Here is a 14,531-nt window from a genome sequence, read left to right as displayed (position 1 = left end):
ATGACTGATCGGCCTCCCGCGCCGGCCGCGGTGCGCGTGACCACCCGCACGCACGGCCTGCCACGCATCCCGACGCTGCCCGCCTACCAGGCCCTGGCCGAACGCTTCGGCCCCGACCAGGTCTACCTCCTCGAATCCGCGGCCGGTCCGGTCCGCGACCGCAGGTACCAGTTCATCGGCTTCGGCGCCCTGCTGACCGTCTCCGTCACCGACGGCGCGGTACGCGTCGAGGGCCGGCCCGCCCTGCGTCGACTGCTGCTGAGCCGTGCCGGGTCCCTGCTCACGGACACGCCGCACGGCCCGCGCCTGCGCACGCCGGGCGACCTGTGGCCGCTGCTGCGCACCGCGCGGGCGATGTTCGACGCGCAGGGCTCGGCGCACCGTTTCCGGTTCGGCTTCCTCGGCTGCTTCGGCTACGACACCGTCCGCTACATCGAAGAGCTGCCCCGCCTCATCGAGCGGCGGCCCGCACTGCCCGACGTCCAACTCGTCCTCCACCAGGGGTGCGTCGTCTCCGACCTGGAACAGGGCACGACCGAACTGCTCCTGCACGAGTCCGAGCACTGGCGCCCGCTCGACGACGGCCCCCTCACCCGGCTCCTGGAACGGGCCGGACACACCCACCCCGAACCCGCCGCCGACACCTTCCCCGAGGCCACCGTCATCGACGACACCGAACCCGAGGTGTTCACCGGGGACGTCGAACGCTGCCTGAAGCACATCGCCGTCGGCGACGTCTACCAGGTCCAGATCGGCCACGAACTGGCCATCCGGTCCGCCGCCGACCCGGTCGACGTCTACCAGCGCCTGCGCCGGCGCAACGCCTCCCCGTACATGTACCTGGCCGGCATCGGCGGGCAACGGGTCATCGGCGCCAGCCCCGAGCTGTTCGTCCGGGTCGAGGGCGCCACCGTCACCATGCGGCCGATCGCCGGCACCCTGCCCCGGACCGGCGGCGGAGACGACGCGGCCGGCGCGCGGCGGCTCCGGTCGGACCCCAAGGAGATCGCCGAGCACACCATGCTGGTGGACCTGTGCCGCAACGACATCGGCCGGATCAGCCGCCAGGACACCCTCAGGGTGCCGGACCGGCTCACCGTCGAGCGGTACTCGCACGTCCTGCACCTGGTGTCGACGGTCGCCGGGGAGGCCGAGCCCGACAAGGACGCCTTCGACATCATCGCCGCGCTGTTCCCCGCCGGCACCATGACCGGCACCCCGAAGATCCGCGCCATGGAGATCATCGAGGCCGTCGAGCGCAGCCGCCGCGGCCTGTACGCGGGCGCCCTCGGCCTGATCGACGTGGGCGGCTACACCAACCTCGCCCTGTGCATCCGCACCCTCTTCCACCACGACGGCGTCTTCCGCACTCGCGCCTCCGCCGGAATCGTCGCCGACTCCCGCCCCGATGCCGAATGGCGCGAGACGCTGGCCAAGATGAGTGCCGCCCACTGGGCGGTCACCGGAAAGGAACTGCTGTGACCGCTGTGACCGCGCCCCTCCACCACGACACACCCGCGCAGGGCCCGGCACGGCCGAGGGTCCTGGTGGTCGACGCGTTCGACAGCTTCGTCGACATCCTGCGCCAGTACCTCATGTCCGCCGGGGCGGTCCCGGTGCTGGTGCGCTCCAACGCCCTGCGCCTGGACGAGGTGCGCGGGATGGGGATCGACGCGATCCTCCTAGGGCCCGGACCCGGGCACCCGGACGCCTCGGGGCACGTCGAGATCGTCTCGGAGTTCGCCGGTGAACTGCCCCTGTTCGGCGTCTGCCTCGGGCACCAGGCAATCGCCCGGGCCCACGGCGCGGGCGTGGTGCCGGCCCGGCGTCTGGTGCACGGCAAGACCAGCCGGATCGACCACGACGGCCGGGGACTGTTCGAGGGACTGCCCGCCGGATTCGAGGCGACCCGCTACCACTCGCTGATCGTTCCGGCCGACACCGTGCCGCCGGCCCTGGAGATCACCGCCCGCTCCGCCGACGACGGATACGTCATGGGCCTGCGCCACCGGACGCTGCCCGTCGAGTCGGTGCAGTTCCACCCCGAGAGCTTCCGCACCGACCACGGCATGCGCATCATCACCAACTTCCTGGACGGCGTACGGAATCCGGCGACCAGGGAACGCGCGGCCGTGGCGGCCTGACCGCGCCCACGAGCGACCCGTGACCCGAAGGCCGAGGCCCCCGAAGGCCGACGCCTCGACGACCGAGGCCCCCGCAGGCCGACGCCCCCGACGACCGAGGCCCACAGAACCGCACGTCCGGAGATGCGCCACCCGAACACACACCCGAGGATTTTGACTGAGTGCCAGTCATCGGTTCCACGCACCGCAACGGAGGCGCAATGGACTTCTGGAACAGCAAGGCGGAGACCATGCCGCGCGACCAGTTGCTGGCCTGGCAGTGGCGCAAGCTCCGGCGGGCCCTGGACAACGCGCGGCAGAGGTCGCCGTTCTGGGCCGAACGCATCCCCGACGGAATCACGTCGCTCGCCGACTACACGGCGCGCATGCCCCTCCTGTACAAGTCCGACCTGCTCGCGGCGGAGGCGACGGCGCCCCCCTACGGCACCTGGGCCTCGCTGGACCCGTCGGCGGGCATACGCCACCACCAGACCAGCGGCACCAGCGGCAACCCGCCGGTCCGCACGTTCGACACGGAACGCGACTGGTCATGGTGCACGGAGACCTTCTGCACCGCCCTGTACAACAACGGAGTCCGCGCCCATCACAAGGGGCTGGTGGCCTTCGGCTACGGTCTCTTCGCCGGGTTCTGGGGCATGCACTACGCGCTGGAGCGCATCGGCTGCACCGTCATCCCCTCGGGCGGCCTCGACTCCCGGGCCAGGATCAGGCTGCTCGTCGACTACGGGATCGAGGTCGTCGGCCTCACCCCGAGCTACGCCATGCGGCTGATCGAGACCGCGCGGGAGATGGGCGTCGACCTCGCCCGGGACGCCAACGTCCAGATCATCCTGGCGGGCGCGGAACCCCGGTCCGACTTCACCACGCGCACCATCGAGGCGGCGTTCGGGGCCCGGGTGTTCAACGCCGCCGGCACCACGGAGTTCGGCGGTGTGTTCATGTTCGAGTGCCCGTCGCGGCGCGGCGCCTGCCACATCAACGAACCCTCGGTCATCGAGGAGGTGCTCCACCCGGAGACCAAGCAGCCCGTGGGCTACGGCGAGGAGGGCGTCCGGGTCACGACCGGCCTGTCCCGGGAGAGCCTCCAGCTGTTCCGGCACTGGACCGAGGACATCGTCGTCAAGCGCCCCCACACCGAGTGCGGCTGCGGCCGGACGTGGGACTTCCTCGACGGCGGCATCCTGCGCCGGGTCGACGACATGCGAAAGATCCGCGGGGTGTCGATCACCCCGGTGATGATCGAGGACGTGTTGCGCGGCTTCGCCGAGGTGAACGAGTTCCAGACGTCGATCAGGCAGATCCGCGGCCTCGACACCATCCACATACGGGTCGAAGCGGGCCACCTCGCCGGCCCGGACGCGGCGGACCTCTGCGACCGCATCAGCAAGGAGTTCAAGCACGAGACGGGCCTCCGGCCCGTGGTGGAACTGACCGAACCCGGCAGCCTGCCCCGATCGAACTGGAAGGCGGCACGACTCCATGACGAGCGCGCACTCGTATCTCACAACTGACCAGGAGCAGCAACTCCTGTCCATATACCGTGAGTTGACCGACCTGGCCCGCACCTGTCAGGTCCCGGCGGTCTCGGCCTCCGTCCGCGCGGCCCTGGCCCCCCTCCACACGGCCCTGGACGGCCAGGCCCTGGACTTCGACCCGTACGCCCGCCCCGTGTGAGGGGCGGCCTCGTCCTCCACCGCTCGGGTCAGGCCATGGGCTGGGGAGCCGTCGCGCCGAGCCCGAGCGGGGCCCGGTGGTCGCTCGGCCGTGGTACGGCGGCGGCCGGGCCGGTGTCCAGGTAGCGGGTGCGCAGCGCGGTCACGATGTCGTCGCTCGCCTGCCCGGTGCCGTAGGGGGAGGGGAGCCGGGCCAGCCGTTCGGCCCCGGCCTCGTCGTCGAGCAAGTCCCTTATGGCTCGGGCGAGTTCGTGACCGGGCTGGGCGAGGCGGGCGAAGCCCGCCTGTACGGCTTCGGGGCGCTCGGTGGAGTTGCGCACCACCACGAGCGGACGTTTGAGCACGGTGCACTCCTCCTGGATCCCGCCGGAGTCCGATACCAGCAGGCGGCAGTGCCGGGCCAGGGCGAGGAAGGCGGCGTGGTCCAGCGGCTCGATCCGGCGCAGTCGCGCGATCGAGGCCCGCAGGCCGAACGCTTCGACGGCGGCCCGGGTGCGCGGGTGGAGCGGCAGCAGCACCGGCAGTTCCACGGCGGAGAGCTGGTCGAGGATCTGGGCGAGCCTCGCGGCGTCGTCGGTGTTCTCGGGGCGGTGGATGGTGGCGAGCACGTAGCCGCCCGGGACGACGGCGTGCTCGGTCACGATGCGGCGGACCTCGACCTCGGAAGGGAGGGTTTCCAAGGTCGCCTCGACGACGGTGTTCCCGGTGATCAGCACCCGGTGCGGTTCGATGCCCTCGCGCAGGAGGTGCGCGGCCGCGGTCGCGGTGGGCGCGCAGTGCAGGTCGGCGAGCGGGGCGATGAGGCGGCGGTTGGCCTCCTCGGGCATGTCGGGGTCGAAGGAGCGCAGACCGGCCTCGACATGGACGACGGGTATGCCGGCGCAGTGCGCCGCCAGCGCGCCGGCGGCCGCGGTGTTGGTGTCGCCCTGGACGACGACGGCGGCCGGTGGACGCGCCGCGAGATGGTCGCTCAGCGCGCTGACCATGCGGCCGATCTGCTGTCCGCGCGGCTCGCCGCCGACCCCCTTCAGCCGGTGGTGCGGGCGGGGAAGGCCGTACTGCGCGAAGAAGGCGGTGGTGAGGGCCGGGTCCCAGTGCTGGCCGGTCCACACGACGCGGGCCTGGGGGCCCAACAGTCGGGCTACACCGGCGAGTTTGACGATCTCCGGACGGGTTCCGAAGACCAGGGCGACATCGGTCGGGGACATGGCGCTCCGAAATGGGCGAGGGGGTGGGGCAGGGGCAGTGCAGTATCAGCAGAGAGTGCGAAGGGGATTCGAAGGAATATCCGAAAAGGTAGTTAAAATCACCCAAAAGGCCCAATGGGGTGATGATTCTGCCCAGGTGTGTGCCTGCCCGGAGTGCGGCGACCGCCGCGGCGCAGCGCGATGCCGTGCGCCGCGGCGGAGGTGTGGCGGGGTGTGGCGCGGTATGACGGAGGCCGCCTATGCGGTCGCGTCCGGCCGCCGCCGGGGCAGTTCGGCACGCCGTACCGCGCCGGAGGCCAGGACGATGACCACGCCCAGGCACGCGAAGGCGCCGCAGCCGGCGAACACCGGCGCCGCGCCCCAGGCTCCGATGGCGGCGCCGACCAGCGGATAGCTGAGCGGCGCGAGACCGACCATGGTGAGCATGACGACGGAGGTCACCCGTCCGAGATAGGCCGGGTCCGCCGCGGTCTGCATGAGCGTGCTGCCGAGGCTGCCGAAGATCCCCGCGTTCAGCCCGGTCAGGACGGCCAGCACCACGGCGATCCAGAGGGCGGGCACGAGCGCGACGGCGGCCGCTCCCGCGCAGCCGACGAACAGGGTCCCGGCGAGCACCAGGCCGGCGCGCGGCAGCCAGCCGGCGATCGCGAGCAGCGCGGCGCTGGCCGCCGCCCCCGCTCCGAAGCCGCTGACGATCCAGCCGTATCCGGAAGGCCCCCAGCCGCGTTCGGCGTTGAGCAGCACCAGCCCGACGTTGAGGGTGCCGGTGAGGCCGAGCTCATAGACGGCGCCCGCGGCGACGAGCGGGCCTATGAGCCGGTGGCGGCGGATGTAGCGCAGGCCGTCCAGCAGGTTCTCGCGCGCGGTGGAGGTGTCGGGCCGGTCCGCGTCGGGCGCGGCGGGGAGCGGCCGTATTCGCACCGTCCACAGGAGTGGCAGGGACAGGGCGAAGAGCAGACCGGTGACGGTGAAGGCGGCCGCCGGGCCCCCGAGCCCCATGGCCAGGCCGCCGATCGGCGGGCCCGCGATCTGACTGAGACGCATCGACAGGGAACGCATGCCGGTGACGCGCGCCAACTGGTCGGGGCTGGTGAGCCGGGGCGGGAGAGCCCCGATCGCGGGTACGAACAGCGCGTCCACGGCGCCGAAGACGAGCGCCACCGCGACCAGGATCCACAGGGCCGGAGCGGTCAGCGCGATACCGGCGGCCACCCCGAGGACGAGGAGGCAGCGCAGGGCGTCGCTGCCCAGGATCACCCGGCGGGGGTCGAGCCGGTCGGCCAGCACGCCCCCGCCGAGCATGAGCAACGCGCGCGGCAGCGCCCCGGCGGTCATGACGAGACCGACATCGGCGGGCCCGGCGGCCTTCTGGGCGGACCAGCCGAGGGCGACGAAGTACACACCGTCGCCGATGAGCGAGATGGTGTGCGCGCACAGCCAGCGCAGCACGTTGCCGTCTCGGTAGGCCGGTGTGCCGGCGCTTTCGGGCAGGGCTGTCTCCGAGAGGGTCATGGCGGGCTCCAGGGAATCGGATACGGCGTCAGGGGCGGTGTCAGGGCCGACTTCGGCGCCGACGTCGGGGGCGGCGTCAGGGCCGACTTCGGCGCCGACGTCGGGGGCGGCGTCAGGGGCGGAACGGGAAGCCGTGGATCTGCACGGACACGTGCTCGCGGTCCTCGGTGTCGCCGGCGGCCCTGGCGGCCTGGCCGCGTTCTCGCCAGCGCCGCGCCAGTGCCGTGAACTCCTCGCTCATCTCGGTGAGTTCGGCCGGGGTGAGGTCGAGGAGCCAATCGGCGGTGAAGGCCGCGTCGGTCCATGCCGTGCCCCAGGCGGACTTCTGCTCCAGATACGCGCGGTACAGGGCGACGCGGCTGTCGAGGATGCCGCGCGACACCGCGCCGACCGCGGCGGCGCCCTCGGGCGTGTCCGCGAAGTCCGAGTCGCGGAAACCCCAGCCCTCCTCGGACGTCACCCTCCACCACCGCTCACGGCCGTCGGCGCTCCGCCCGTCGGCCTCGGTCACGAAACCGTGCTCGGCCAGCTTGCGCAGGTGATAGCTGATCAGCGACGGCGTCTGGTCGACGCGTTCGGCGAGCTGGGAGGCGGTCGCGGTGCCGGCGGCGTACAGCAGCCGGTAGAGCTGCATCCGCAGCGGATTCATGAACGCCCTCAACCGCGACAGGTCGGTGATCTGGTCGGGCTTGTGCTCGTGCTCTGATCCCATGCGCCAACCGTAGATATGAAGCGACTATTTCGCAATAACCGCTTCAGAGTTGTCGGGGCTGTCGGGGCTGTCGGGGCTGTCGGGGCTGCCAGGGCTGCCGGGGCTGCGAGGACTGCCAGGACTGCCAGGACTGTCCGGTCGGCGTCGGCCTCGTCGAGGCGGGCCGAGCCGGAAGTGGCGTCATTCGGGCGGGCGCGGGTCTCGTCGGCCGCCGCTCACACCCCTTCGTCACCGCGCCGCGGGGCGCTGCGAGGTCCCGCCGGGCCCCGCGGGGCACTGCGGCAAACGGGTGATTCTCGAACGGGTATGCGCAGTTTTAGTCCGATTGCCTGAATGGTGCGGCAATATGCGGGCTTACTCGATCACATAAATTCCACCTAAACGGGAGGAAGTTCCCATGTACGGACCCATAGCCGGAGGCTTGCCCCCGACCGCGGCCGGCGGCGGCGTACTCGCCTCCACCGGTTCGCCGGGCCTCGGCATCGCGGCGACCGCCGCAACGGCACTGGTCCTCCTGGGGATCGTGATGGTCCGGCGCGGTCAGCTGGCCGCCGCCAGGTCCGGGCCGGACGCCGGTCCGAGGCGCGGCGGAGCGTAGACGCCAGCCGCCACGAGCGGATGGATCGGGCGGTTCCGAGTGGCCCCGGGGGAGGGGCGGCGGACCGCGCACCGGCGCGCGGGCCGTGTCACCGGCTCGGCGCGTCCGGAGCACATACGGGGCAGGCCGCCGAGGAGTCTCGGCCGCCCGCCTTTCTCCCAGGGGGTTCTCTTCATGACGTCAGACGCGATTCCGCACGGTTCCCGGCCGCTGAGACCGACCCGCTCAGGCGTGTCGTCCCCCGGCCGCACCTCGCCGTTCGGCCGGGTCTTCGGGCCGCTGCTGCTGGGCCTGTGCGGCTTGCTGGTGGTCGGCGAACGCTTCTACCGCTTCCACGAGATGGCCGCGGCGCAGTGGCTGATCTCCCACGTCCTGGGCCTGCGGACCATGGTGCTCGCGGCCCCCGACGCGCCGGTGCTGTACGCCGGTGACGACAGCGGATTCGGGCGCGGGATCGCGCTGACCACCGGTTGCAGCAGCGCCCTGCTGATCGCCGCGCTCGCCGCGCTGGCCGGCGTACTGCTGCTGTTCAGCACGCGCGGGCCGATGCGGATCCTGCTGGGCTTCGTCCTGGCGGCGGCCCTGATCGGCGGCACAAACCTGGGACGTCTGATGCTGATCGTCGGCATGCAGCACCGCTACGGCGAAGACGGTTTCGGCTGGACGCACATCCTGTTCGGCTCGGTGCTGATGATGGCCGCCGCACTGGTCGGCCTGTCGCTCTTCCTCTACATGATCACCCGAACGTCCACCCACGACGCCGAGGACGGCGCGCTGTGACCTTGCTCGACATCTCCATATCCCTGTCCTTCGTCCTGGGGGTCAGCTTCCTCGTCTACGTCGCCGTGATCGTGCGCAACTTCCTGCGGGCCCGCCCGGATCCGCCGGGTGACCCGGCGGGGTTCAGCTGGCACTTCTTCGTCCCCTGCCTGGACGAGGAGGCCGTGATCGGCACCACCCTGGACTACCTCGAACGTCACTTCCCCAAGGCCCATGTCTGGGTCGTCGACGACCACTCCGACGACCGGACGGCCGAGGTGGTACGCGCCAGGGCGGGCGCGGGACGGTCCGTCCACCTGGTCAGCCGCCGCCTGCCGCAGGCCCGGACGGGCAAGGGCGACGCCCTGAACGCCGCCTACCAGGCGCTTGAGGCATGGCTGCCCGAGGACGCCGACGCGGACCGGGTCGTCGTGACCGTCCTGGACGCCGACGGGCGGCCCTCCCCGGGGATGCTGGACTGCTTCGCCGGACCGGCGTTCTTCGGGGACCCGGCCATCGGCGCCGTCCAGGTCGAGGTCCGGATGTCCAACCGCGACGTGGCCGTGCCGTTGCCCGGCAAGGGAACCGTCCGCAACCGGTTCGCCCGCCTGCTGGCCCGGTTGCAGGACATCGAGTTCCGCGGGCCGATCTCCGCCATGCAGATCACCCGCCGGTACACCCGGACCGTCAACGTGGGCGGCAACGGACAGGCCAACCGGCTCAGCGCACTGCGCTCGATCGACCAGGGCAGCGCCGAACCGTGGGGCAAGGCGCTGCTGGAGGACTTCGAGCTCGGGCTGAGGATGATGCTCGGCGGTTGGCGCAACGGCTACACCACGGACGCCTGGGTGGACCAGGAAGCCCTGTGGAACGTACGGCAGTTGCTCACCCAGCGGGTCCGCTGGGCGCAGGGGGCGATGCAGTGCGCGCCCTATCTGCGCCAGATCTGGCGATCCCACCACTTCACCACGACGGGGTTCCTCGAAGTCCTCTACTTCATGAGCCAACCCTGGATCCAGGCGGTCGGGTTGATCGTCTACACCGTTCCGATCGCCGCCTTCGCGTACAACGCGGTCATGTACCCCGAGTTCGTCCTCGCCTTCCTCGGCCACGGCGGCGCTCTGCTGATCGCGATCTACCTTCTCGTGGGGGTCGCCGAGTTCGCCGTCTGGGGACCGCTCTACCGGCGCCGCTGCGAACCGGGCACCAGCAGCGGGGCCGCACTCGGCTACGGCCTCGCACTCGCGGTCTACGCCGTGACCACCTACATCGTCGCGATCCGCGCCTTCTGGCGGATCGTGCGGCGCAAGGGCTCCTGGCACAAGACGGCCCGCACTGCCGAGCCGCTGCCCGCCGCGCAGGAGGTCGCCGCCGTCTGACCGCCGTCGCCCGGCGACTGCCGCCTGCCGACCGTCACCTGACGGCCGCCTGCGGGCCGTCACCTGCCGGTCGTCACCTGCGGGCCGTCACCTCATGGGCATCGCATCGCCCGGTGGCCACCGCCCGACCGATGAAGCTTCTCCCCGACGGGGAGGCCGTGGCCGACGCCGCGCCCCGCACGAGGAGTTGACGCACCACCACGAGTCCCGGAGCGCGTGGCGCGACGACGCCTGCCGGCATCGACATGCCACCGGCCCTCGGCTCGTTCGAAACGGCTCCCCGAAGGCCCTGAGCACCTCCCATGGCCGGCGGGGACCGACCTCCCTCACCACCGCCACCCGGCATTCGGACCTGGCGGTCCGCTCACACGAAAGGCTCCACCCGTGAGAACCCGTACCCGTTCCCGTATCCGCGTCCTCGCCGGCACCGCCCTCGTCACCGGAATCCTCTCGGCCTCCGCCCCGGCGTACGCCGCCCTCCCGGCCCCCGAGGCCGACGCGTACGTCGCCTCCTCGGAGGCCCTGGCCGGAGCCATCGCGGTTGCCCCGACGCCCCACTCGACCTACCCGTCGGGCGGCACCGAGACCCTCGTCGGCCTCGACCTCGGCGCGTTCACCACCACGTCGGTGCTCTCCGCGAAGACCGAGGGCAACCCGGCCGAAGGCACCTCGTCGGCCTCCGCGGCCGTCGACAAGCTCGGGATCGACCTCGGCGTCGCCTCGGTGTCCCTGACCGGCATCGAGTCGACCTGCGAGGCCACCCCCACCGGGGCCAAGGGCAGCGGCCTCATCGCGGGCGGCTCGATCAGCGTCCTCGGGATCCCGACCAACCTCCAGGCCAACGCCCCCGCCAACACCAAGATCAGCATCCCCGCCGTCGGCTCGATCGTCCTCAACGAACAGACGACGAACGCCGACGGTGTGATGACCGTCAACGCCGTCCACATCACCCTGCTCCCGGCGCTGAACGGCGCCAACCTGGTCATCGGCCACGCCGAGTGCGGCGGGGCGGAGCCCGCCGAAGCGGTTCCGATGATCAACCCGACCGTCGCCGGGGCCACCGGCGGCGCGGCCGTCGCGGGCGTCCTCGCCACGGTCTACCTGCGCCGCCGGACCGCCGCCGGCACCGGCCGCTCGGCCGCCTGACACCCACCGGGGCGCCCGAGCCGGAAACCCCGGCCCGGGCGCCCGGCCCCGTCGGGCCCGTGGGGCCGGTCAGGGCCGGGGTTGGGTAGGGGGAGGTGGTGTTCCTGTGCCTCAACGGAGGAGTGCGGGAGGATGCCTGTTATGTAGGAATCTTTGAAAGTAATGAAAAACCGTGCTTCCCCGCGATAAAACCCCAGGTCATCTAGCCTGCTCCCCGCGCACGCGGGGATGGTCCGCGGTCCGACCGCAAGGCGACCGCACAGGACGCCTGCTCCCCGCGCACGCGGGGATGGTCTGGGGAGGGGGCGGTCGTCACGGGTGCCCTTTCGTATCTCGTCGGCCATGGCGATCGGTGCCGTCTGGGGCGGCGCTTCTGCCTGCCGCCGATGCCAGGCCCGTACTTCGCAGGCCATCCGATCGTGAAGGTCGGCCGGTGGTGTGGAGAGACGATCTGGTGCCCTGTTCAGCCCGCTGCCAGGAGGGCTGGGAGCGTGCGCATGTCGTCGAAGACGACAGTGTCAGGTCCTGCGAGCCACTGCGCGGGAGTCAGACCCCCGGAGTAGCCGAAGGCGCGCATGCCCGCCGCGCGGGCCGCCTGCACGCCGTACTGACTGTCTTCCACCACCACGCATCGATCAGGGGAGACGCCCATTCGCTGTGCGGCGTGAAGGAACAGATCCGGGGCTGGTTTACCCCGTTCGACCTCGGTGGCGCTGAATATGCGGCCCTCGAAGTTCGAGAACAGCCCGGTGATTCCCAGGGTGAGTCGCATCTTGCCGTGGCTCCCGCTGGAGGCGACGCAGCTGGGCAGGTGGGCAAGGGCGTCCAGCGTTTCGACGATGCCGTCGACGGGCTTCAGCTCCGCCAGGAAGGCCTCGTGGTACCGGTTCTCCATCTCTTCCTCCCAGGTGGGTGGAAGGCTGCGTCCGAGATGGGCTTCGATGTCCTGCCTCATCGAGGCCGTCGTTCGGCCTACGAACCGGTCGACGATCTCGGATTCGGCGAGCTCCCATCCGAGCTGGGCCAGAATCATCGCGTCGACGCGCACGGCTATGCGCTCACTGTCGACGAGGACGCCGTCACAGTCGAAGATCACGAGCTCAATCGATTTGATCATAGGCGCACCATACGGGGAGCGCCTGGCAGTGTCGCCGTTTCCTGCCCGGAATCGGGCAGAGGGCGGGGGGTTCTGGCCCTGGACTTCGCCGGTCGTCGTTTCTCGCGCTCACCGGCCATGGCCCGCAGACCTTTCAGCGCGCCGACGACCTGGCCGACCTTTGCCGCACCGCCGCCGAAGACCCGGGCGTGGAGGGGGACGCCGCCGTCGTCCGACACCGCGAGTCCGGCCTGGACCCGCAGCAGGTCGAAGCGCCGGCCCCTGGGACGCCCGTAACCGATGGCGGGGAAGTCCTCGTCCTGATTCTCGACCAGGAAGGCGCGTGTACGGAGATGCTGGTCATGTCCCAGTGCATCCGGGCCGTGTCGATCCCGAACTCGTCGATCGCCCGTGCCCCCCGACCGTACCCGCGATGTGCTCAACGTGCGGAGCGACCGCATCCGGTGCCCGGGCCGGACGGTCAACGTTGAGCAGGCCGGGCTCGGTCCCGAAGACCTCCTCCACCGCCCAGCACCTGGCCCAGCCTCCCCCCTCCCCCCGTACCAGCGGCGCGGGCGACGTCAGCCGGTTGGCTGCCACCGCCTCGATCACCTGCCCGTGCGCCACCAGCGCGCTCGTGCCACCAGGCCATGCCTCGTCGACGGTTCCGGCGCTCCGGCAGGACACGAGGGCAAGAAGCCCCGCCGTGCTTGCGCGCGGCGGGGCTGGTGGTGCTGGTGGCTCTGAGCCGATACAGGGTGCGGCGGTCGTGGTCAGGCGGTGCCGAACTCGCCGGACTTGACGCTGGCCACGAACGACGCGAACGCATCGGCGGAGGCGTTGAGCACCGGGCCGCTCGGGTTCTTGGAGTCGCGGACGGGGACGACGCCGCACAGGGCGACGAGGTTGGCGGCGACCTCGATGCAGTCGCCGCCGTTGTTGCTGTACGAGGACTTGAACCAGCGGGGGGATTCGGTCGTCACGGGGTGCCCTTTCGCAACTGGCTGATCATGGCCATGGACGCTGCCGGGGACAGCGCTTCGCCTTGTAGTTGATGGTAAGCCGTCAGCATTGGCAACACGGATGCGCTCTCACGGTCAAGATGTCCCTGGGATTGTGACTCGGCGTAGCAGACCACGGACCGGTCCGACAGCGTCAGGAGGTTGACGGGCAGATCGAATGTGCGTCGTTCGCCTATCTCGTACGGTGCCACCTGCAGCAGCGTGTTCGGCAGCTCGGCGAACTCTTGCAGACGTGCCAACTGGGCGTCCATGACGTCGGCTCCGCCGACAGGCCGACGGATGCAGCTTTCGTCCATGGCCACGAACACCATGGGGGGCTGGGGTCGTTCCAGCGCGGCTTGTCGTTCTGCGAGGAACGCGACGCGTTCCTCAGCCTGGTCCGGCGTGATCGCACCCCGCCGTACGGCGCTGTATGCCAACGCCCGTGTGTACTCCGGTGTCTGAAGCAGGCCGGGAATGATCCCGATGTTGTAGAGGCGGATCTCGACCGCACGGCCCTCGAACCCGACGTACTCGGGGAACCCTTGCAACAACACGCCGTGCCGGATCTCGCGCCACTCACGTTCGAATGCGTCGGCCGTTCCTTCGAGCCCGAACGCCGCATCAACCGCTAGCGAAAACCTGCGGGTTGGCGGCTTGTGTGCATTTTCCACCCCGGAGACATGGCGTCCGGAATACCCGATTCGTACGCCGAGGTCGTCTTGCTTCCAGCCGCGCTCCTCCCGTGCGCTGCGTAAACGTGCGCCGTACGCCGCTTCCGGACTTGCTTCAGGGTTCAACTCTCTGCGGTTTACCAAGGTTCCCTCCGGCTACGGAACGTTGAATCCAACCTGACTGTAGGCCACGCTCATTCCCCTTGGTAGTGGAATCACTACGGAGAGGAGCGATACGTGCCTGCAAAGAACGGCCCTCCGACCGAGCTTGCGAACGAGCCTCCGCACGGGCAGGAGCCCCTACGGCCTCCGGCCCCCGGCACGCTCATGGTGGACATCTCACACGACGAGCGTGTGGGGGAGTTCCGTGGCGAGTGGTGCGGCCAGTGGTCCCTGCGTCCGGTAGGCGGCGGGGTCGAATGGACCGTTGATCCCAGGGATGTCCGGCTCGCCGGTCCGATAGAGCGTCTGCGTGCCGAGTTGGACCGCGCCAACCGTCGCAGTAGGGGTGAACTGCTGTGACGGGGCTGATCCTTGTCGAGGCGTATGCGGGTGATGGTCGGTCGGCTCTGTGTCTTGGTGGGGTGCCGGTGGGGTCTCCTCGGTTGGCGTTGCGGTGGCTGCGGGGG

At 70.7% G+C, this 14,531-nt stretch carries 15 protein-coding genes; 9 read left to right on the top strand and 6 right to left on the bottom strand.

Going from position 1 to position 14,531, the window contains the following annotated elements; genetic code table 11:
• From WA762_RS16485 to WA762_RS16470, 4 genes are all read left to right on the top strand, one after another.
• Complete coding sequence (locus WA762_RS16485) at nucleotides 1-1,482, top strand: anthranilate synthase component I family protein (RefSeq protein ID WP_335936482.1); 1,482 nt, start codon at nucleotides 1-3, stop codon at nucleotides 1,480-1,482.
• Nucleotides 1,479-2,144, top strand: a complete 666-nt coding sequence (locus tag WA762_RS16480) for an anthranilate synthase component II (RefSeq protein WP_335936481.1) — start codon at nucleotides 1,479-1,481, stop codon at nucleotides 2,142-2,144. The genes WA762_RS16485 and WA762_RS16480 overlap by 4 nt, the downstream gene beginning before the upstream one ends.
• Nucleotides 2,145-2,344: 200 nt before the next feature.
• The gene (locus WA762_RS16475) at nucleotides 2,345-3,655 is read left to right on the top strand and encodes a phenylacetate--CoA ligase family protein (protein WP_335936480.1); all 1,311 of its coding nucleotides are present in this window, start codon (nucleotides 2,345-2,347) and stop codon (nucleotides 3,653-3,655) included.
• Complete coding sequence (locus WA762_RS16470; RefSeq protein WP_335936479.1) at nucleotides 3,624-3,818, top strand: DUF6052 family protein; 195 nt, start codon at nucleotides 3,624-3,626, stop codon at nucleotides 3,816-3,818. The genes WA762_RS16475 and WA762_RS16470 overlap by 32 nt, the downstream gene beginning before the upstream one ends.
• Nucleotides 3,819-3,846: 28 nt before the next feature.
• On the opposite strand, the gene wecB is transcribed toward WA762_RS16470, so the two are convergent.
• From wecB to WA762_RS16455, 3 genes are all read right to left on the bottom strand, one after another.
• Entirely contained in the window at nucleotides 3,847-5,025 is a 1,179-nt protein-coding gene (wecB, locus tag WA762_RS16465) for a non-hydrolyzing UDP-N-acetylglucosamine 2-epimerase (protein ID WP_335936478.1), read from the bottom strand.
• A 237-nt stretch (nucleotides 5,026-5,262) separates the two neighbouring features.
• Nucleotides 5,263-6,537: an MFS transporter gene (locus WA762_RS16460; RefSeq protein ID WP_335936477.1), complete on the bottom strand. Its 1,275-nt coding sequence runs from the start codon at nucleotides 6,535-6,537 to the stop codon at nucleotides 5,263-5,265.
• A 112-nt stretch (nucleotides 6,538-6,649) separates the two neighbouring features.
• Nucleotides 6,650-7,249, bottom strand: a complete 600-nt coding sequence (locus WA762_RS16455) for an ArsR/SmtB family transcription factor (RefSeq protein WP_335936476.1) — start codon at nucleotides 7,247-7,249, stop codon at nucleotides 6,650-6,652.
• Between the two features lie 397 nt (nucleotides 7,250-7,646).
• On the opposite strand from WA762_RS16455, the gene WA762_RS16450 reads away from it, so the two are divergent.
• The 4 genes from WA762_RS16450 to WA762_RS16435 all read left to right on the top strand — a co-directional run bounded on the left by WA762_RS16450 (nucleotide 7,647) and on the right by WA762_RS16435 (nucleotide 11,131).
• Nucleotides 7,647-7,847 carry a hypothetical protein gene (locus WA762_RS16450; protein WP_335936475.1) on the top strand — a complete coding sequence of 67 codons (201 nt, stop codon included), beginning with the start codon at nucleotides 7,647-7,649 and terminating at the stop codon, nucleotides 7,845-7,847.
• A gap of 231 nt (nucleotides 7,848-8,078) precedes the next feature.
• Nucleotides 8,079-8,627, top strand: coding sequence for an archaeosortase/exosortase family protein (locus WA762_RS16445; RefSeq protein ID WP_335936474.1), 549 nt, complete (start codon nucleotides 8,079-8,081; stop codon nucleotides 8,625-8,627).
• Nucleotides 8,624-9,985, top strand: a complete 1,362-nt coding sequence (locus WA762_RS16440) for a glycosyltransferase family 2 protein (protein ID WP_335936473.1) — start codon at nucleotides 8,624-8,626, stop codon at nucleotides 9,983-9,985. The genes WA762_RS16445 and WA762_RS16440 overlap by 4 nt, the downstream gene beginning before the upstream one ends.
• 384 nt (nucleotides 9,986-10,369) lie before the next feature.
• Nucleotides 10,370-11,131 carry a choice-of-anchor P family protein gene (locus tag WA762_RS16435; protein WP_335936472.1) on the top strand — a complete coding sequence of 254 codons (762 nt, stop codon included), beginning with the start codon at nucleotides 10,370-10,372 and terminating at the stop codon, nucleotides 11,129-11,131.
• A 463-nt stretch (nucleotides 11,132-11,594) separates the two neighbouring features.
• On the opposite strand, the gene WA762_RS16430 is transcribed toward WA762_RS16435, so the two are convergent.
• The 3 genes from WA762_RS16430 to WA762_RS16420 form a co-directional block, all read right to left on the bottom strand.
• On the bottom strand, nucleotides 11,595-12,248 hold the full coding sequence (locus WA762_RS16430; RefSeq protein WP_335936471.1) for an HAD family hydrolase: 654 nt from the start codon (nucleotides 12,246-12,248) through the stop codon (nucleotides 11,595-11,597).
• Nucleotides 12,249-13,000: 752 nt separating this feature from the next.
• Complete coding sequence (locus WA762_RS16425; RefSeq protein ID WP_335936470.1) at nucleotides 13,001-13,210, bottom strand: DUF397 domain-containing protein; 210 nt, start codon at nucleotides 13,208-13,210, stop codon at nucleotides 13,001-13,003.
• Nucleotides 13,207-14,046, bottom strand: coding sequence for a helix-turn-helix domain-containing protein (locus WA762_RS16420; RefSeq protein WP_335936469.1), 840 nt, complete (start codon nucleotides 14,044-14,046; stop codon nucleotides 13,207-13,209). Before WA762_RS16420 ends, WA762_RS16425 begins: the two co-directional genes overlap by 4 nt.
• Before the next feature lie 93 nt (nucleotides 14,047-14,139).
• Between WA762_RS16420 and WA762_RS16415 the strand changes: the two genes are divergently transcribed.
• On the top strand, nucleotides 14,140-14,424 hold the full coding sequence (locus WA762_RS16415) for a hypothetical protein (protein WP_443080608.1): 285 nt from the start codon (nucleotides 14,140-14,142) through the stop codon (nucleotides 14,422-14,424).
• Nucleotides 14,425-14,531 lie beyond the last annotated feature (107 nt).

It is taken from the genome of Streptomyces tyrfis (genome assembly GCF_037034285.1).
GTDB lineage: Bacteria > Actinomycetota > Actinomycetes > Streptomycetales > Streptomycetaceae > Streptomyces.
Note: the sequence above shows the minus strand (reverse complement) of the source record. Positions and strands in the feature narration are given on the sequence as shown.

What these genes read in the sequence shown, in the direction of transcription:
- WA762_RS16470 (WP_335936479.1), top strand. Translation starts at nt 3,624, where the DNA reads ATGACGAGCGCGCACTCGTATCTCACAACTGACCAGGAGCAGCAACTC.
- wecB (WP_335936478.1), bottom strand. Translation starts at nt 5,025, where the DNA reads ATGTCCCCGACCGATGTCGCCCTGGTCTTCGGAACCCGTCCGGAGATC.
- WA762_RS16450 (WP_335936475.1), top strand. Translation starts at nt 7,647, where the DNA reads ATGTACGGACCCATAGCCGGAGGCTTGCCCCCGACCGCGGCCGGCGGC.
- WA762_RS16430 (WP_335936471.1), bottom strand. Translation starts at nt 12,248, where the DNA reads ATGATCAAATCGATTGAGCTCGTGATCTTCGACTGTGACGGCGTCCTC.
- WA762_RS16455 (WP_335936476.1), bottom strand. Translation starts at nt 7,249, where the DNA reads ATGGGATCAGAGCACGAGCACAAGCCCGACCAGATCACCGACCTGTCG.
- WA762_RS16460 (WP_335936477.1), bottom strand. Translation starts at nt 6,537, where the DNA reads ATGACCCTCTCGGAGACAGCCCTGCCCGAAAGCGCCGGCACACCGGCC.
- WA762_RS16475 (WP_335936480.1), top strand. Translation starts at nt 2,345, where the DNA reads ATGGACTTCTGGAACAGCAAGGCGGAGACCATGCCGCGCGACCAGTTG.
- WA762_RS16485 (WP_335936482.1), top strand. Translation starts at nt 1, where the DNA reads ATGACTGATCGGCCTCCCGCGCCGGCCGCGGTGCGCGTGACCACCCGC.